The following is a 19,244-nucleotide window of genomic DNA, read 5'->3' as shown; positions in this document are numbered from 1 at the left end:
GACGCGGCCGCCCCCTCTTGGGTGCCCTGGAGGCTATGCCCTGTCTTACAGGACGGAACGGTACGGCACGTTGGGCTCGTGATCGAAGCAGTCATGGAAGCCGCGGTCGTACATGTACTCCTTCTTGTCCTTGTCCAAGGGGTAGGTGTAGTCGCCGCCCGGCTGCCAGTAGTACGGGTGGAAGGTGTAGCCCAGACGATCCTTGCGCATCTGGTAGAGGACCTCGATCTCGCGCTGGTCGGCCATGAAGTTGGTCCACACGTCCCAGTGGATGGGAATGACGACCTTGGTCTGAAGCGCCTCGGCCATGCGCAGGACGTCACTGGCCTCCATCTTGTCCTGCATGCCCACGGGGTTGCACCCAAAGGAGCCAAAGGCCACGTCAACGCCGCCGTACTCCTTCATGATGTCCTTGCCGTGCTTGGCAAAGTAGATGGAGTAGTGCGAGTCGCCGCTGTGGTAGATGTTGCCGCCCGGCGTGACGAGCAGATAGTTGACCGCCTTCTCGTCCATGTCCATCGGGCACTTGCCCCACAGGTCCTCGCGGTCGGCTCCGGTGGAGTCGGTCGTGGTGATGCAGGTGCGGTCAAAGGAGTCGAGCACCACGATCGTCATGTCCTTGACCTTGATCGTGTCGCCCGGCTTGACGACCTTGATGCGGTCCTCGGGCACGCCCCACTTGCGCCAGAACTCGGCGGACTTCTCGGGCCCGATGAAGGGCACAGGCACCTCGTTGCCCTGCTCGTCAACCGTGGTCATGCCGGACTGGATGACGTGCGCCGCCCACTCCTTTGACATGTGGTCCTGGTGGTAGTGCGTTGCCAGGACGGCGTCCACGTGCTTGAAGCCAAAGGGGTCAAACACGTAGGGGATGTTGCGCAGGTTGGGCTGCATGGCACGGCATCCCGCCATGTTGGCCATCTGATGGCCGACCTTCATCAGCCCGTTGCCGTGCGTGCGCTTGCCGTTGCCGGTCCACAGGTCAATGGTGACGTTGGCGTCGCCCGGCGTCTTTACCCACATGCCGGTGCAGCCGAGCCACCACATCTTGACGTTGCCCTCGGGCACCGTGCAATTCTCTATGTCCTCGTTGAGCCAGGTTCCCCACTCGGGGAAGGTGCTCATGATCCAACCCTCGCGGGTGACCTCGTCGATGGCGGACATGCATTCCTCCTTACTCATGTTCCGGGAGTCAGCGTGACCTGTCTCCCGCAGGCGGTCTTGGCCTCTGTCACGCGCGCTAGGCCGTGACGTCGTACAGGGCCGCCTCGTCAGTCTCACGGTTGGTCGAGATGATGTGGTCTCCGTGCTCGTCGGAAAAGACGCTGACGTTGGCCGGGCCGTGGTCGTGATCGATGATCTCGATCTGGTAGGCGCCATCGTCAACGTACAGGCGCAGAAGGTCGCGACCATCCCTACGATTTCCCAGGACGGCACAGGGGCTCCCGGCGAGCGTTCCCGACCAAATTGCGTGCAGGAAGCCGCGCTTCTCAGGGTCCTCCCAGACCTTCTGGTAGCTGTCCTCGTGCTCGGTGCGGTGCCAGACCGAAAGGGTGTCCCCATGGAACGCGGAGATGACGACGAGCTCGTCCAGACCGTCCCCGTCCAGGTCGACCAGGGTCATGTCGCTCGCATGCTCAACCGCCAGGCAGTCCACCTGCCAGGCCTCGTCCACGCGCGCGGGCGGCGTGTAGCGGAAGACGCCGGCAGCCGTTCCCACGAGCGCGTCGGGGCCGTCGGGCACCGCGCTGAACCCGTGGTTCTGAAGCTGATAGGGGGCGATGCACGTCAGCTCGAGCTGATGGTTCTCGTCATAGTCCTCAAGCCTCTCGGGCAGCAGCGCGACATAGACCGCCCCGGGAGTCTTCCAGTCGTCCTTGAACTTGCGGCACGCGGACTTGATCGTGCAGGCGATGAGCCACCTCTGGCCGTCGGCGCCCTTGAGGACGCCAAAGCGATGCACGTACGGCAGGTCGCAGAGGACGCTGCGCTTCCAGGAGCCGTCCTGCTGGCGCGTGTACGTGACGATCTTTGCGTCGTCGGCGCCAAAGTTGGGCGAAAAGAACTGGTACGTCGCCATGAGCTGGTCGCCACGCCCGGGCGTCTGCATGACGGTCATGACGCCGCCGGGACCATCGCAGACGTTCTCCATCGGCGTTCCGTCAAGCCTGAAGCGGCGGATGGGGCCGTCCTTCTCGGTGGCGATGACAAAGCCCGGCACGTCATCGGCGTCAAACAGGCCGATGGCGTAGCACTTGGGCATGTCCGTCGCGATGACCCTCTTTTCGTAGTTCATATGTCGCCTCTCTTTGGGACGCGTATCTACTTCGCGAACTTCTTGTCGACGCCGGCCTCGATGAACTTCTCCTCGATCTCCTTGTCCGAGAGAACGTTCTTGAGGCCGATGCAGATGACCTTGCCCGAATCTGCCGCGCTCTTGAACATGTTCTCAAAGTTGCGGGGAAAGAGCGCGATGTCAAAGCTCGTGGCGGTCGAGGTGCCTTCGGCGAGCGCGCAATGATGGACCTGCGAGACGTCCATACCCAGCTTCTTAGCGACGCGCTCGACCGTCAGCTGCATCATCAGGGACGTTCCGGAACCGTTGGCGCAGGCGCATAGGATCTTTGCAGGCATAATCTCTCCTCTCGTTGGCGCCCGAGGGCGCACGTGCGACGGCTGGGAACCGACGTTGCGCCGGCCCCCAGCCCAAGTGCTGCTACGACTTACTTTGCGGCGTCAGCCACCTGCTTGGCGAGGGCCGCGTCACGAAGCTCGGCGTACTTGTCATAGTCCTCGACCTCGAGGAAGTACGCGCTCTCGCCGTTCTCGTCCTTGGGGGCCGAACGGTACTGGAGCTGCGGGATGATGAGCAGGAACACGGCGACGATGGCGATGCCGGCCCAGCTGGCGTACTTCATGATGACCGTGAAGAGGGGCCAGACGACCGCCCAGTCGAACATGCCAAGGTAGCCGCCGTACTGGTACATCTGCACCCAGGAGGCGATGAGCGCCGAGCCAAAGACCTGGCAGAGACCGCAGATGAAGGGGATGATCAGGCAGGCCTTGAGCCCTCCCTTGTTGTTCGCGAAGACGCCGAGCGTGGCGTTGTCAAAGAACAGGGGGATGAAGCCGGCGACCACGAGGACGGGGCTCTTGATGAGAATCAGGACGGCGATGGCGATGAACTGCCCTATGGCGCCGGCCATGAAGCCCAGGGTGACGGCGTTGGTGGAGCCGAAGCCAAAGGTGACGGCGCAGTCCACGCCAGGTACGGAGCCCTTGAGGAGCTTGTTGGAGATGCCCTGGAAGGACACCGTGAGCTCGGCCACGAAGGTGCGGACGCCAAGCTGCAGGATCGTCAGGTACACGGCAAACTGGAAGCAGTTGTACATGATGTAGAAGACGAAGCTCTTGCCCGGCGTGAGGGCGGCGTTGCCCGTGAGCAGGTACGTGGCGGCCGTCTGCTCCTTGTCGGAGAGCTTGATGAGGAAGTCAGGGCCAATGACGACGAGGATGATGCCAAAGAAGAGCGTCATGAGCAGCGCGGTGGAGACCATGTTCTCGTTGAACATGGAGAGCCAGCCGGGGAGCTCGATGTCCTCGAGCTTCTTGTCGAAGATGGAGGTCTTGCCGGGGTTCTTGGCCTGACGGATCTCGTCACGCTTGCGCATCCATCCAGCGGCCTTGGAGGCCAGGAAGATGCCGAACATCTGCTGATGGCCGATGGCGAAGCCGGCGCCCTCGGTAAGCTCCTGGGCGGGGCCGATCGTGAGGTTGGAGCCGACGGCCCAGTATAGGCCCAGAAGAATCGTCATGACGACGAGAGCGGGCACGCTCATGAGGCTGGGGAAGCAGAACATGATGAGCCACAGGGCCGTGGCGGCCTGCTGCACCTGGACGTTGCCCGTGGTGAAGATGGCGCGCAGCTTCGTGTAGCGCTTGAGGGCGACGAGCAGGATGTTGAGAATATACGCAAACAGAAGCAGCAGCATGTACTGCGAGACGTTGGCGTTGGCCAGGAAGGCGGGGCCGTTGCCGGCCGCGGCCGCTTTGACGCCGGCATCGACGGCATTGTTGCCAAAGTAGGGGTCGATGACCATGGCGCTCAGGTTGAAGCGCTGGCTGAGCCCGACGGTGATGGGACGGAACGACGAGATGAGCCCGCCCGAGCCGACCGACAGAATCATGTAGCCGACCGACGCCTTGATGAAGCCGGCGAGGACCTCGTACCACTTCTTGCCGAGCAGGCAGTAGCCGATGACGACAATGAAGCCGATGATCCAGGCAGGCTGCGACAGAATGGTCTTGGAGAACCAGTTGACCGCTGCCAGCAGAATGTCCATTTCCTCTCCTAACGGATAGTGCGGGTGCGTTTACTCGTCCCCGACAAGCTTGTCAATCTCCAGGAGCTCCTCGGGGCTCTCGATCTTAGAGAGCCTGTCGATGACCTCCTCGTTTGACATGACGGCGGCCAACCGCTGCATGTTCACCAGATGCGACTCCGCGTCGACGTCGCTCAGGGTGAAGAAGACGGTGGCCGTGGTGTCGGGGTCGTCCTCGGCGCCAAAGTGGACCGGCTCCTTGACCCTCATGAAGCTGATGGCCTCCTTGTTGGTGCCAACCGCGCCCGCGACCGCATGCGGCATGGCGACGCCGGGGATGAGGACGATGTAGGGACCGTGCTCCTCGACGTTCTTGATGAGGCAGTCCGCGTACTCGCTCTCGACGCTGCCGTCCGCCACGAGCGGCTTGATGCCCTCGCGCAGGGCGTCACGCCACTCCAGGGGCCCGTCCACCAGGTTGAAGTGCTTGAGTTCGTACAGCTGAGAAAGAAGCATGTGTTGCACCCCCCTTCGCGCAGATCGTCGTCGTATGCGCACGTGCGTCAGGCTCAGGAATCTGGGCACGGTCATGTGCCGGGGCCTCTCCCCTCACCTTTTCACCCTGATGGTACTTCATGTGAATGTTTATTGCGCTATTTAATTTCTTATTGAATGTTTATGGTGAATGTAATTATCTTATTTTGAGTTCTTTCGTTCATTAAAATGACGGAATGCGGCGATTCCTCTGGAATGTGCTGCTGGTGGACGAATGAAGGTTCATGTGGTTTTTTCCGCTCACCCGGGTGAACGGTGCGTTTTGACTGGTGAACGGTACATTGCCCTGGTCACGGCGCGGACAGGAGGCACCATGCGCGTTCATAACAGGCTTGTCAAGGAGCGGCGTGACGCCCTGGTTGACCTGCTGGCCGAGGGAGGAAGGGCGAGGGTCGCCGACCTTGCCGCCTATTTTGACGTCTCGGCCCTCACCATCAGGCGCGACCTCGACACGCTTGCCGACGAGGGAATCGTCAGGAGGATGCACGGCTCCGTGGAGCTGATTGACCCCCTCGGGGGACCCATGAACTCACGAGCCATCACGGCCAAGCTCGCCATCGCCCGCGAGGCGGCCCGACTCGTCGAGGACGGGGACACCGTCTTCGTCAACACCAGCTCAACCGCGCTGTCGGTGCTGGAGCACATCACGGCGCAGAACGTCACCGTCGTGACGAACAACGGAAGGGCGCTCCAGCTCACGCTGCCCCCCAACCTCTCCGTCATCCTCACGGGCGGCGACGCCCGTCTTCCCAAATGGTCGATGACCGGCGAGTTCGCGCTCAAGAGCGTCAGGAGCGTCAACGCGGCGAAGGCGATCATGGGCTGCTCGGGCCTCTCCGCCAAGGGGGGCATCACCACGCTCGTGTCGCACGAGACGAGCATCAACTCGCTGATGATAGAGAACGCCGACATGCACATCGTCGTCGCTGACGGGACCAAGATCGGCATGAGCGCCAGCTTCCGCTACGGGACGCCCGACCAGATCGACATGCTCGTCACGGACGAGAGCGCGGATCCCGCCGAGCTCGCCCGGCTCGAGCGCGCCGGCGTGCGCATGGTCATGAAGCCGGGGGAGCGTCTGCTCGACGACTGACGCGGCGCGACGCCTGTGCCCCTACGAGCTCCCCAGGCGACTGAAGCCCTCGCCAAAGGCCTCGTGAACCTCCGAGACGATCACTATGGCCTCGGGGTCCAGGGAGGCGACGATCTCCTTGAGCCTGACTGTCTCGTTACGCCCGACCACCACCATCAGGACGGGGCGCGCATTGCCGCTCCACACCCCCCGCGCCTGCAGCTCGGTGCAGCCGCGCCCCAGGGTGTAGAGCACCTCGCGCGCGATGTCGGCATGGAGCTCCGAGATGACGTAGCACACACGCGCGGTAAGCGGGCCCTCGAGCACCATGTCCAGGACGCGGGCGGCAACATACATGGCAACCCCGGCGTACAGCGCGTTGGTGAGCGAGAAGACGGGAACGGACAGCAGCAGCACCGCCCCGTCGACGAGCATGACGAGCACCCCCATGGAACTGCCCGTACGTCGGGCGATGAGCTGGCAAATGAGGTCGGTCCCGCCCGTGTTGCCGCCGCTCATGAAGACGAGCCCGATGCCGGCGCCCGATATGATGCCGCCCCATATGGCGCAGATCAGCAGCTGCCCCTGAGCCGGCACGGGAACGAGGGGCGCGAGGGCGTCGGTGAAGAAGCCCGAGGCCAGGATGCCGACGATGCTCTGCATGATGTAGCTGACGTCCTTCGTGGACACGTAGACGTAGATGAGCAAAAGCACGTTCATGCCGATGGTCTGGATGCCCACGGGCAGGTTGACGCCCATCTGCGCCGCCACGGCAGACGTGGTCGTCGCCAGGCCCGTGAGCCCGCCCGCCGCAAGGCCGTTGGGAATCTCGAACATGTCGACGCCCAGCGCGTAGATGAACGACCCCGCCAGGATGAGGAAGAGCTTTCGGGCCAGCTCGCGACGAGAGACGCGCGGAAGGGGAAGAAAGGGCCTAGGCATCGTGCCCCCCTCCCACGGCCCATCGATGGTAGCCGACGACAAACCTGTCAAGGTCGCCGTCGACGAGGACGGAGTCCACGTTGCCCGTCTCGACGCCGCTGCGCAAATCCTTGACGAGCTGGTAGGGATAGAGCACGTAGCTCCTGATCTGATTGCCGAAGCCGATCTGATGCTTGGGCCCCCGCAGCTCGTCAAGCTCCGCCTCGCGCTTTGCGAGCTCCAGCTCAAAGAGGCGGCTGCGCAGGATGTTCATGGCGAAGGCCTTGTTCTGGAGCTGGCTCCGCTCGTTCTGGCAGGTGACGACCGTTCCCGTGGGAAGGTGCGTGATGCGCACGGCGGAGTCGGTGGTGTTGACGCCCTGGCCGCCGTGCCCCGAGGCATGGTAGACGTCAATGCGCAGGTCGGCAGGGTCAATGTCAACCTGGACGTCATCAGGCAGCACGGGAAGCACCTCGACGCCGGCGAACGTCGTCTGCCTGCGCCTCTTGGCGTCGGTGGGCGAGATGCGCACGAGCCGGTGGACGCCCTGCTCGCCGCGAAGCATGCCGAAGGCGTTCTTGCCGCTCACCGTGAAGGTGGCGCGGTCAAGGCCGATGACCTCCGCGGCGGGAGCGTCGTTGACCGTGACCTTCCACCCTCGACGGGCGCAGTAGGCCTGGTACATCCTAAAGAGCATGCCGCACCAGTCCTGGGCCTCAAGGCCCCCCTGTCCCGGCGTGATGGTGATGATGGCGTCGCCGCCGTCGAACTCCCCCGTGAACCAGCTCGCAAGCTCGAGGTCGGAGAGTCGGCCCTCCAGCTCGGCAATGAGCTCGTCGGCCTCGGCGAGCACGTCCTCCTCACCGGACTCCCTGCCCAGGTCATAGGCTGCCTGGGCGTCATCAAGCTGCTCGCGCGCCAGGACGAGCTGCGAGATCTCGTCCTTGGCCTGCGTGAGCTCGGACATGACCTTGCTCGCCGCCTCCGCGTCGCTCCAGAAGTCGGCGGAGCTGACCTGACGCTCGAGACGCGCGACGAGGTCGCGCTTCTGGTCTATGCGGAGATAGCTCTCGACCTCGTCGAGGCGCCGCGCGAGCGCGTCCATGGACGCCTGGGTGACCTCGGCCATCTATGCGTTCCTGCCATGGCAGTGCTTGAACTTCTTGCCGCTCCCGCAGGGGCACGGATCGTTGCGTCCCACCCCCACATAGGGGTTTGGGTCCTCGGACTTGCGGTAGGTCGCGGGCTTTTCGCCTGCGGGCGCGCCGTGCGCCGGGGCCATGTGCGCCGGGGCGCGTCCTTGTGCCCCCGCGGCGCCGCTGCGGGACCCTTGGTCGCCATCCACCTCGGCCGGACCCGAGAAGCGCGCGCCGCGCAGGCTGGCGCCGCCGTCGGCCTCGACGCTGCGGGGCGGTCGCCCCGACGAAATGCCTATGCGCAGGATGGTGCGCAGGAAATCCTCGTACATGGTGCTGACGAGCTCGGTGAACGCGGCGTAGGCCTCCGTCTTGTACTCGACGAGGGGGTCGCGCTGGCCATAGCCCCTCAGGCCGATGCCGGTCTTGAGATAATCCATCTCCTGCAGGTAGGCCATCCAGCGCGTGTCGATGACGCGAAGCATGACCTGGGACGAGAGGGCCTGCATGGCCCCCTCGGGCAGCAGCTGGGACTTCTCCTCGTAGCAGCGGGTGACGTACTCGTCAAACAGGTCGCAGATCTCCGCCTGACTCATGTCGCCTTCGGGCTGGGGAGCATCGTCCCTGCCCGTGAGCTCAGAGACCCACTTGATGAGGCCCGAGAGGTCCCAGTCATCCATGTCCTGGTCCTCGGGGCAGTAGACGGCGACGTTGCGCCGCACCGCCTCGTACGTGACCTCGTTCACGTGACCCACCAGGTCCTTGCCGTCCAGGATCTTGTTGCGCTCCTCGTAGATGACCTGGCGCTGCTTGTTCATGACGTCGTCATAGTCCAGGACGTTCTTGCGCATGGCAAAGTTGACCTCTTCGACCTTGTGCTGGGCGCCTTCCACGCCCTTGGTGATGACCTTCGTCTGAATGGGAAGGTCCTCGGGAACGTCGGCTCGCTCGAGGATGGAGGCCACGCGGTTCATCTTCTCGCTGCCGAAGAGGCGCATGAGGTCGTCGTCGAGCGACAGGTAGAACTGCGTCTCTCCGGGATCTCCCTGTCGTCCCGAACGGCCGCGCAGCTGGTTGTCGATGCGCCTGCTCTCGTGGCGCTGCGTGCCGATGACGCAGAGACCGCCCGCCGCCTTGACCTCCTCGCGCTCCCGCGCGCAGATGTCCCTGGCCTCGGCGAGCGCCGCATCAAGCTCCTCTTGGCTGGGCTCCAGGGGCTCCTGCCCCTCGGCGGCCTTGGCAAAGTAGCCACGTTCGCGCAGCATCTCGCGGGCGAGCTCGGTGGGGTTGCCGCCCAGCAGGATGTCCGTGCCGCGGCCGGCCATGTTCGTCGCGATGGTCACGGCGCCCCGACGGCCGGCCTGCGCGACGATCTGCGCCTCGCGCTCATGGAACTTGGCGTTGAGGACCTCGAAGTCGCGAATGCCCCTCTTCTGCAGGATGCGCGCGAGGCGCTCCGAGTTCTCGATGGAGACGGTGCCCACGAGGCAGGGCTGCCCCTTGGCGTGGCGCGCCACGACCTCGTCGGCGACGGCGTTGAACTTGGCGTGGGAGTTGCGGTACACCAGGTCGTCATGGTCCTTACGGATGACGGGCCTGTTGGGCGGTATCGCCTGCACGGGAAGGTGGTAGATCTCGCGAAACTCGGCGTCCTCGGTCATGGCGGTGCCCGTCATGCCGGAGAGCTTGTCATACAGACGAAAGTAGTTCTGCAGGGTGATCGTCGCGAGCGTCTGGTTCTCCTCGCGGACGAGCACGCCCTCCTTGGCCTCGATCGCCTGGTGGAGCCCCTCGGAGTAGCGCCTGCCCTCCATGGCGCGACCCGTGAACTCGTCGACGATCTTGACCTCGCCGTCCACGACCATGTACTGCTGGTCGCGATGAAACATGTACTGCGCCTTGAGCGCCTGCTGGAGGTGATTGACCAGCTGGCCCGAGGGGTCGGCGTAGATGTCGTCCACACCGAGCTTTGACTCGATCTTGGAGAGTCCCAGCTCGGTCGCCGCGATGGTGTGCTTGGCCTCGTCCATCTCATAGTCGACGTCGGCAGTCAGGCCGCGCACGGCGCGCGCGAAGTCCTTGTAGGTGCTGGCCGACTTGGTCCCCACGCCCGAGATGATGAGGGGCGTGCGCGCCTCGTCGATGAGGATGGAGTCGACCTCGTCGACGATCGCAAAGTGATGTCCCCGCTGCACGCGCATGTCGGCCCGGGTCACCATGTTGTCGCGCAGATAATCGAAGCCAAACTCCGAATTGGTGCCGTAGGTGACGTCAGCGGCGTAGGCCGGCCTCTTGGACGACAGGTCCATGCCGTTCTGCAGCAGGCCGACGTCCATGCCCATAAAGCGATAGAGCTGCCCCATCCACTCGCTGTCGCGCTTGGCGAGGTAGTCGTTGACCGTGACGATGTGCACGCCCTCGCCCGCGATGGCGTTGAGGTAGCCCGCGAGCGTCGAGACGAGCGTCTTTCCCTCGCCCGTCTTCATCTCGGCGATCATGCCGCTGTTGAGGGCGATGCCGCCGATGACCTGCACGTCAAAGTGACGCATGCCCAGCACGCGCGACGACGCCTCCCTGACGGCGGCAAACGCCTCGGGCAAAAGCTCGTCAAGCGTCTCGCCGGCGGCATAGCGCTCGCGGAAGCGCGCGGTCATGGCCCTCAGCTGGTCGTCGTCAATGCCCTTGAAGCGCTCCCCCTGGTCGTTGACCAGGTCCTTGATTCGTTCGAACTCCTTGAGCTGCCTGCCCGCTCCACGCGAGAGCAGCCTGGTGAACAGATTAGCCATCGAGCCCCTTCTCAGTGCCCGGCGCAGGCCATGCCCACGCTCAGTTTCCAGTATCACTGTATCAATTGTGACGTGGGGAGGTGCGCGCGGCCGGCCGACCCATGAAAACGGCACCAGCGGTGTCAGGACTCCGGGCAGAGACGTCCTATCGCCTCGGAAAAGGCCTGCTCAAGCGTCCTCGATCGTCGCCGCGCGCCTCGCGCCGTCATGCGCTGGTAGCGCTCGTACATGGACTCCACCTCGGCAACGCGCCCCAGCTGGGCGAGGGCCTCCACCAGCGAGATGGTCACGTCCTCGCGACGAGGCTCCCCCATGAGCGCGTCGCGGGCGAGCAGGGAGGAGAGATACGGCTTGCCCTGCCTGAGCGCCGCCTCGCTGCCGGCCGCCAGGGAGCTGACATACAGGCGCTGGAGAGCGCGTGCATGTCGGGAGGCAAAGCCCGACACGTCATCCAGGGAGACCGAGGGTCCCGTCCCGTACCAACGTCGCGCCAGACAGGCATGGGTGACCGTCTCGTCGTCGCTGCCGTCGTTGCCCAGGGAAAGGAGGGCCTCCTCGCGGAACATGTCCACGTCGCAGACGATGAGGCTGACGTTGAGCGATATGGTCCCGTCGGTCCGACTGCTCAGGATGGGCTCTATGCCGCGACGACGCGCGCGCAGCACCTTGCGGACCGTTGAGGTCGCCTCGTACAGGCGCTGCTTGCCCCGCTCATAGTCGATCTCGCCCCAGATGGCGGTCAGCGCGTCGCGCTTGGTCGTCTTATGGCCCTTCACCAGGGCAAGAAGGGCCAAGAGGTCACGGGCTCGTCGCGCGACGAGCCGCTCCGGCCCGATGACCTCCCCGTCCACCTCGACCGAGAAGCTTCCCATGATCGTCAGGCGGACGCGTCGGGGACGCTGGGGGTCCTTGTCCGCCTCGCGTGCGCCCAGCGCGACGGGCCTCGTCCGTCGTGGCGGGGCCATGCGCGCGGGACAGGGGGATATCGTGGTGCGCTCCACCCTCAGCCAGCTCTTGGGAAGCCCCGAGCGCAGCACGTCCGCGAGCGCGCCGGCATGGCGCAGCATGAGCCTGAGCGTCCAGGCCAGCTCGCGAGGGAAGCTGGAGCGCGCGAGCACGTCCAACCTCACCTGTCGAGGGTCATCGCCCCGGGCGATGGCGCCGGCCATGCGACACAGGTCTCTCACGGGCGACGCCGCGCCCCGTGCCATGGGCTCGCCCGCGCCCGGAACGTCATTCACCCCGAGGCGGGCGACGAGCGCGATGAGCTCGGCGCAGTCGCACAGAAACGGCGCGTTCTGGCGCTCGATCAAGGACTCGACCCGTTGGGCGCGAACGATCGCGCGGGCCTGGGCGCCCGACTTGACGTCTCCCATGCCCGCCAACAGGAGCAGAACGGCCTCCACCATCACGTCCCCCTGCGCATGGGAGAGGGAGAGGAGCCGCTCCACGCCGGGTATGCCCAGGGCGTCGCCGAGCAGCACGTCCAACGCCGAATCAAGCGTCCGGGCATAGAGGCCGAGACGACCGGGTGACGCCTCCCACAGAAGCGTTCGTGCCTCGTCCAAGTCGCGCTCCTCGTCAGGGGAGCGGCATGACCCCGACAAGGCCTCGGCAAGCAGGAAGTCGACGCAGAGCAGCGCTCCCGGCACGTCGTCGGGCGCCCGTCGCTCCGGACAATCCATCAGGTCGTTGAAGACGTCAGAGAACCGCCCGCCCAGCAGCCGTTCGGTGCAGCGCAGGTGTCGCTCCAGCAGCTCCCCGTGCTCCCCGAGGCCGGCCAGCACGACCTCGTCGAGCGGCGCGGGGGCGAGGCCCGCGAGCAGGTCTCGCTGGCGCTCCATGACCGCAAGGCAGCATCGTGCGCAGCGCTCGCGATCGGACGGCCGCCGTGGGGGTGGCAGAGCCCGTCCCTCGCCGTCGCAAGGCAAGACGTGTCGCCCGTTGAGCTCCTCGATCGCCCGACCGAGCAGCGCCGGCCGCACGTCCCCGTCATCCGGCCGGTTGCGCGCATGACCCAGGCAGAGGCTCACAAAATCCGTCTTTCCGCGCATGAGAAGCTCGAATCCCCAGCTCATGCCGATGTCATAGAAATCGTCTACGTCCGTGACCTGCCGACAGACCTGCTCGGCGCGAACGAACTGACCTCGCGCGCACAGCACCCGCGCGCAGGCGGTGGCAAGCGGGGAGAACGCCGGCAGCATGCTCTTGAGCATGCCCAGGCAGTAGCCAAAGGGCATCTCCTCGGTGACTCCCGCGACCGAGAAGCTCGAGCGGGACAGATCGACGCCCAACAGCGGGGCCTGATCCTGCTCCCAGGCAAGGAGCTCTGCGTCAAGGCGGCCCAGCAGGACCTCAAGGTCGTCGAAGCTGCCTGACCCCAGCAGGATCATGGCAAGCCGCAACTTGATCTCATCCGGCGGGAGGGAGTCACGAACGTACGCGATGACCACCCTCCTGAGCGTGCGTGCGAACCTGCCGGGGGCGGAGCTGCTCCCAAAGTCGCCCATCCTGGCGCGCTCGTCATCACCCAGCGCGTCGAGGAGCGAGGGGATGCCATGCGTCAGCTCAGCCAGACACCCCCCATCGGGCCGAGAGCTGATGACGTCCGCCACGTATGACAGCAAGCTCTGGTTGTCAAGACGCCGGGCCTCGGAGAGCAGATGGTAGAGGCCGTCAGCCTCGGGAAGAAGACAGACGACGACCAGCGCGCCGGCGGCGACCATGCGTCTCAGCGCCTGAGCCTCTCGACGAACGTCACCCTCGGTGCCGGACGGGACGCGATCAACGCCGACGGCAACCCTGCGCCCATGCTCCCTGAGGGATACGACGTCGCGGCAGAGCCGATTGAGTCGAACGGGGGGCGTCTCCGCGCCGCACGCGTCAAGCGCCGCGCGTCGAATCTGGGCCCCGCGCTGGGCCTCAGCCAAAAGCAGGGCGTCCATGAAGCTCGTCTTGCCCATGCCCGTCTCGGCGCACAGGACGACGAGTGACGCCTCGTCGTCGCACCCCAGGCCGCGGGCCATGCCGTCGGCCACGCGAAGAAGGGGCGAGCTGATGCGCAGGAACAGGTCGTCGGTGAGGGTCTCATCCCCGGCAGACAGGCGTTGTTCGTCAATGGACATGGGGCTCTCCCTTCGCAACGGCAACAGGTCCCGGCGACGCGGCCGGGTAGCCCTTTATAAATCCTTTACCATTGCTGAAGAGTCGAAAACCCCGGGGGACCGGCCGGGCGCGAGCTGAAAAGGCGCCAGGGCGCCGCGAGGGCGAGAAGGCCCCCGGGGGTCACCCCGGGGGCCTTCCATCGCGCGAAAACGCGCCTCGCTGGTCGGCGGCGTCCTGCTCTCCCACGGACTTGCTCCGCAGTACCATCGGCGCTCGGGGGCTTAACTTCCGGGTTCGGCATGGGACCGGGTGTGCCTCCCCTGCCATGGCCGCCGACCAGCGAGGGGCGTTCTCCCTCGGGCCGCTCCCGCATGCCCTCGGGCCCGCCGCCCGGGACGCCGACGATGCCCAAGATGACCGCACCGACCGCCGGGCCGGACGCGAACAGAAGAGCTCGGCCGATTAGTGCCGCTCGGCTGAGACGCTCGCGCGCCTTGCACCTGCGGCCTATCACCTCGTGGTCTACGAGGGGCCTTACCAGAGGGAGAACTCATCTCGGGACGGGCTTCCCGCTTAGATGCCTTCAGCGGTTATCCCGACCGGACTCAGCTACCGGGCAGTGCCATTGGTTGACAACCCGTTCACCGGAGGTCCGTCCACCCCGGTCCTCTCGTACTAGGGGCAGCCTCCCTCAGTTCACCTACGCCCGCGGAGGATAGGGACCGAACTGTCTCACGACGTTCTGAACCCCGCTCGCGTACCGCTTTAAATGGCGAACGGCCATACCCTTGGGACCTGCTCCAGCCCCAGGATGCGATGAGCCGACATCGAGGTGCCAAACCTTCCCGTCGATGTGGACTCTTGGGGAAGATCAGCCTGTTATCCCCGGAGTACCTTTTATCCGTTGAGCGACGGCCATTCCACTCTGGGCCGCCGGATCACTAGAGCCGACTTTCGTCCCTGCTCGGCTTGTGGGCCTCGCAGTCGAGCCTGCTTGCGCTCTTGCACTCAAGGGCCTGGTTGCCGACCAGGCTGAGCAGACCTTTGCGCGCCTCCGTTACTCTTTAGGAGGCGACCGCCCCAGTCAAACTACCCACCTGACACGGTCCCCGCGCCGGCTCACGGCCGCGGGTTAGGATGCCAGAGCGTCGAGGGTGGTATTCCAAGGGCGACTCCCCCGGGACTGGCGTCCCGGGTTCGAAGTCTCCCACCTATCCTCTACACGACGGACCGGCAGCCAATGTCAAGCTGCAGTAAAGGTTCACGGGGTCTTTCCGTCCTTCCGCGGGTAAGTCGCATCTTCACGACTAGTGCAATTTCACCGGGTCTATGGTTGAGACAGCGTCCAAATCGTTACGCCTTTCGTGCAGGTCGGAACTTACCCGACAAGGAATTTCGCTACCTTAGGACCGTTATAGTTACGGCCGCCGTTTACCGGGGCTTGGATTCGCCGCTTCGCTCGCGCTGACGGCTCCTCGTGACCTTCCGGCACCGGGCAGGCGTCAGACCCTATACGTCGTCTTACGACTTCAGCAGAGTCCTGTGTTTTTGGTAAACAGTCGTTTGGACCTCTTCGCTGCGGCCGCCGCGGGCTCGGGGAGCGCGTCCCTCCACCTGCGGCGGCGCCCCTTCTCCCGAAGTTACGGGGCGATTTTGCCGAGTTCCTTAACCATAGTTCTCCCGATCGCCTCGGTATGTTCTACCCACCCACCTGTGTCGGTTTGCGGTACGGGCTCCTAGCGGCTCCCTAGGGGTTTTTCTCGGAAGCATGGGCTCACTCGCTTCGCTCAGTCGCTTCGTCAGCCGCCTCGGCCTTCGCGGGGGGCGCACTTCGCCACCCCCCGGCCTACGCGGCCTCACGGGGACGTCCAGAACCCCGCTGAGCTACCCTTCTTCGTCACCCCGTCGGTCAAGCGCCGCGTCGGAGGTGCAGGAATGTCCACCTGCTGCGCATCGGCTACGCCTTCCGGCCTCGCCTTAGCTCCCGACTGACCCTGGGAGGATTAGCCTCGCCCAGGAAACCTTGGGTTTACGGCGGGGGCGTTTCCCACGCCCCTCTCGCTACTCATGCCAGCATTCTCACTTCCGGCCGGTCCACCGCGGGTCGTCCCGCGGCTTCGCCCCGGACGGAAAGCTCCCCTACCACTGACAGGTCAGTCCGCCGCTTCGGTACCATGCTTAGCCCCGTATATTGTCGGCGCATGTCCACTCGACCAGTGAGCTGTTACGCACTCTTTGAATGGGTGGCTGCTTCTAAGCCAACATCCTGGTTGTCTGAGCAAACGCACATCCTTTGCCACTCAGCATGGATTTGGGGACCTTAGCGGGCGGTCTGGGCTGTTTCCCTCTCGAGCGCGCGGCTTAGCCCACGCGCTCTGACTCCCGGACTCCGGACCTGCGGCATTCGGAGTTCGGTTGGGTTTGGTAGGCGGTGAGGCCCCCGCGCCCATCCGGTGCTCTACCTCCGCAGGTAAGCGTCCGAGGCTAGCCCTAAAGCTATTTCGGGGAGAACGAGATATCTCCGGGTTTGATAGGCCTTTCACCCCTATCCGCGGGTCATCCCCCCAGTTTTCAACCTAGGTGGGTTCGGCCCTCCGCGGGGTCTTACCCCCGTTTCAGCCTGCCCGTGGATAGCTCACCCGGCTTCGCGTCTACGGCGTGCGACTGTGCGCCCGGTTGGGACTCGCTGTCGCTGCGGCTCGCTTCGTGGCTTGACCTCGCCACACGCCGTAACTCGCTGGCTCATTCTACAAAAGGCACGCCGTCACGGCCCCGAGGGGCCGCTCCGACTGCTTGTGCGCGCACGGTTTCAGGTACTATTTCACTCCCCTCCCGGGGTGCTTTTCACCTTTCCCTCACGGTACTTGTCCACTATCGGTCACAGGAGAGTATTTAGGCTTGGAGGGTGGTCCCCCCAGCTTCCCACCGGGTTTCACGTGTCCGGCGGTACTCAGGGACCGGTCGGCAGCCGGCGGGGGTTCGCGTACGGGGCTCTAACCCTGTCTCGCGGGCCTTCCCAGGCCCTTCCGCTCCCCCGCCGGTTTGTCACTGCCGCGTGACCGGCCCTACAACCCCGGCGGGGCCGAAGCGCCCGCCGGTTTGGCCTCCTCCCCGTTCGCTCGCCGCTACTGGGGGAATCTCGGTTGATTTCTCTTCCTCTGGGTACTTAGATGTTTCAGTTCCCCAGGTTGCCTCCGCGCGCCCTATGAGTTCAGGCGGCGGCGGCGGGGCATGGGCCCCGCCGGGTTCGCCCATTCGGAGATCCGCGGGTCGTCGGGCATGTGCCCCTCACCGCGGCTTATCGCAGCTTGTCACGTCCTTCGTCGGCTTCCTGTGCCTAGGCATCCACCGTGCGCACGTACCATCTTCTCTTCGTCGACGGCCTGGTGCATACGTACATACATACACTCCGGGGCCTGGCGGCCCCGGGCGATCAGATGCGATCTTCTTAGAAAAAAGAAAATATCGTCTTTGTCACGCTATGCGGCTCTCAAGGTACGCCGGGGGCGAGCCCTCGGGACCGGACGCTGCGCCCCGGGGAGGGGCGGCAAGAGGCCGGACCTGCGGGCCGGCCCGCGCCGGGCATCGGCTCTCTTTACTTCCAAGAAGTCTGTCTCCCTAGAAAGGAGGTGATCCAGCCGCACCTTCCGGTACGGCTACCTTGTTACGACTTCACCCCCCTCGCCCTCCACACCTTCGGCGCCTCCCCCCCGCGAGGGTTGGGCCGGCGACTTCGGGTGCAGACGACTCGGGTGGTGTGACGGGCGGTGTGTACAAGGCCCGGGAACGCATTCACCGCGGCGTGCTGATCCGCGATTACTAGCAACTCCGACTTCACGGAGGCGGGTTGCAGCCTCCGATCCGAACTGGGGCCGGCTTTGGGGATTCGCTCCCGCTCGCGCGGTGGCAACCCGCTGTGCCGGCCATTGTAGCACGTGTGCAGCCCAGGGCATAAGGGGCATGATGACTTGACGTCGTCCCCGCCTTCCTCCGGCTTGACGCCGGCGGTCTCGCATGGGTGCCCGGCCGGACCGCTGGCAACATGCGACGGGGGTTGCGCTCGTTGCGGGACTTAACCCAACATCTCACGACACGAGCTGACGACAGCCATGCACCACCTGTCACCGCTCCTCTCGGCCACGGCGTCTCCGCCGCTTCACGGTGATGTCAAGCCCTGGTAAGGTTCTTCGCGTTGCTTCGAATTAAGCCACATGCTCCGCTGCTTGTGCGGGCCCCCGTCAATTCCTTTGAGTTTTAGCCTTGCGGCCGTACTCCCCAGGCGGGACACTTAATGCGTTGGCTGCGGCACGGAGGGCACGTCCCCCCACACCTAGTGTCCATCGTTTACGCCTGGGCCTACCGGGGTTTCTAATCCTGTCCGCCCCCCTACCTCCCGCCCCTCGGCGTCAGTCGTGGCCCAGAAGGCCGCCTCCGCCCCCGGTGTTCTCCCCGATATCTGCGCATCCCCCCGCTACCCCGGGAATTCCGCCTCCCCCTCCAAGACCCAAGCCCGCCGGTATCGGGAGCGTGCGGGGGTTGAGCCCCCGGATTTGACTCCCGACCAGACAGGCCGCCTACGCGCGCTTTACGCCCAATGAATCCGGATAACGCTCGCCCCCTACGTATTACCGCGGCTGCTGGCACGTAGTTAGCCGGGGCTTCTTCTGCAGGTACCGTCACCTTGCGGCCTCGTCCCTGCTGAAAGCGGTTTACGACCCGAGGGCCTTCCTCCCGCACGCGGCGTCGCTGCATCAGGCTTTCGCCCATTGTGCAAGATTCCCCACTGCTGCCTCCCGTAGGAGTCTGGGCCGTGTCTCAGTCCCAATCTGGCCGGTCGGTCTCTCAACCCGGCTACCCATCATCGCCTTGGTGGGCCGTCACCCCGCCAACGAGCTAACAGGCCGCGGGCCCATCCCTCGCCGTCTGGGCTTTCCCGCCGCCCCCATGCGGGGGCGGCGGAGTATCCGGTATTAACCACGGTTTCCCGAGGCTGTCCCGGTGCGAGGGGCAGGTTGCCCACGTGTTACTCAGCCGTTCGCCACTCTATTCGCTTCCGAGGAAGCCTTAACCGTTCGACTTGCATGTGTTAGGCGCGCCGCCAGCGTTCATCCTGAGCCAGGATCGAACTCTCCGTTCGAGCTCCCGGGCCCTGGGGCCCGGGGTCGTCTCGCGTGGGGCCGACCCCGCCGAATGCTCCGCTGATCTGGATTCGCTTGGTCTCGAATTGACTCTGCGTCGTCTCGAGCTTCGCTCATTCTTCGCTGTCTCTTGTCGATCTCTCGATCGCAGTATCCGGTTCTCAAGGTTCGCCGCGCCGCCCTCCCGGCCTGCCCTGTGCGGCGCGAGG

Annotated in this window: 10 protein-coding genes and 3 rRNA genes; 1 reads left to right on the top strand and 12 read right to left on the bottom strand. The window is 65.0% G+C overall.

The features are described from left to right. Positions 1–45: 45 nt before the first annotated feature. From ulaG to BN3001_RS04155, 5 genes are all read right to left on the bottom strand, one after another. Positions 46–1,164: an L-ascorbate 6-phosphate lactonase gene (gene ulaG / locus BN3001_RS04175; protein WP_058270569.1), complete on the bottom strand. Its 1,119-nt coding sequence runs from the start codon at positions 1,162–1,164 to the stop codon at positions 46–48. A 76-nt stretch (positions 1,165–1,240) separates the two neighbouring features. Then, positions 1,241–2,296: a hypothetical protein gene (locus tag BN3001_RS04170; RefSeq protein ID WP_058270568.1), complete on the bottom strand. Its 1,056-nt coding sequence runs from the start codon at positions 2,294–2,296 to the stop codon at positions 1,241–1,243. A 26-nt stretch (positions 2,297–2,322) separates the two neighbouring features. Further along, entirely contained in the window at positions 2,323–2,634 is a 312-nt protein-coding gene (locus tag BN3001_RS04165) for a PTS sugar transporter subunit IIB (RefSeq protein WP_058270567.1), read from the bottom strand. A gap of 89 nt (positions 2,635–2,723) precedes the next feature. After that, a complete protein-coding gene (locus BN3001_RS04160; RefSeq protein WP_058270566.1) occupies positions 2,724–4,343 on the bottom strand; it encodes a PTS ascorbate transporter subunit IIC in 1,620 nt (539 codons plus the stop codon). Between the two features lie 30 nt (positions 4,344–4,373). Then, positions 4,374–4,838 carry a PTS sugar transporter subunit IIA gene (locus BN3001_RS04155; protein ID WP_058270565.1) on the bottom strand — a complete coding sequence of 155 codons (465 nt, stop codon included), beginning with the start codon at positions 4,836–4,838 and terminating at the stop codon, positions 4,374–4,376. Between the two features lie 352 nt (positions 4,839–5,190). Here BN3001_RS04155 and BN3001_RS04150 point away from each other — a divergent pair, with 352 nt between their 5' ends. After that, complete coding sequence (locus tag BN3001_RS04150) at positions 5,191–5,970, top strand: DeoR/GlpR family DNA-binding transcription regulator (protein WP_058270564.1); 780 nt, start codon at positions 5,191–5,193, stop codon at positions 5,968–5,970. Between the two features lie 21 nt (positions 5,971–5,991). Here the strand turns inward: BN3001_RS04150 and BN3001_RS04145 are convergent, their stop codons facing one another. From BN3001_RS04145 to BN3001_RS04115, 7 genes are all read right to left on the bottom strand, one after another. Beyond that, positions 5,992–6,891, bottom strand: a complete 900-nt coding sequence (locus BN3001_RS04145) for a YitT family protein (protein WP_058270563.1) — start codon at positions 6,889–6,891, stop codon at positions 5,992–5,994. Further along, the gene (gene prfB, locus BN3001_RS04140; RefSeq protein ID WP_058270562.1) at positions 6,884–7,999 is read right to left on the bottom strand and encodes a peptide chain release factor 2; all 1,116 of its coding nucleotides are present in this window, start codon (positions 7,997–7,999) and stop codon (positions 6,884–6,886) included. The genes BN3001_RS04145 and prfB overlap by 8 nt, the downstream gene beginning before the upstream one ends. After that, positions 8,000–10,792: a preprotein translocase subunit SecA gene (secA, locus tag BN3001_RS04135; protein ID WP_058270561.1), complete on the bottom strand. Its 2,793-nt coding sequence runs from the start codon at positions 10,790–10,792 to the stop codon at positions 8,000–8,002. It abuts the gene before it with no gap. 122 nt (positions 10,793–10,914) lie between these two features. Then, positions 10,915–13,917 (bottom strand): bacterial transcriptional activator domain-containing protein, encoded by a 3,003-nt coding sequence (locus BN3001_RS04130; RefSeq protein ID WP_058270560.1) that lies wholly within the window; start codon positions 13,915–13,917, stop codon positions 10,915–10,917. A gap of 201 nt (positions 13,918–14,118) precedes the next feature. Then, positions 14,119–14,234, bottom strand: a 5S ribosomal RNA gene (gene rrf / locus BN3001_RS04125). Between the two features lie 105 nt (positions 14,235–14,339). Beyond that, a 23S ribosomal RNA gene (locus BN3001_RS04120) occupies positions 14,340–17,269 on the bottom strand. A 250-nt stretch (positions 17,270–17,519) separates the two neighbouring features. Further along, positions 17,520–19,034: ribosomal RNA gene (locus BN3001_RS04115) — 16S ribosomal RNA — on the bottom strand. The 16S, 23S and 5S rRNA genes sit together here, the layout of an rRNA operon. Positions 19,035–19,244 lie beyond the last annotated feature (210 nt).

Source organism: Olsenella massiliensis, from assembly GCF_001457795.1.
Classification (GTDB): domain Bacteria; phylum Actinomycetota; class Coriobacteriia; order Coriobacteriales; family Atopobiaceae; genus Olsenella_F; species Olsenella_F massiliensis.
The sequence above is the reverse complement of the archived record's forward strand: the minus strand, read 5'-3'. Positions and strand labels throughout refer to the sequence as shown.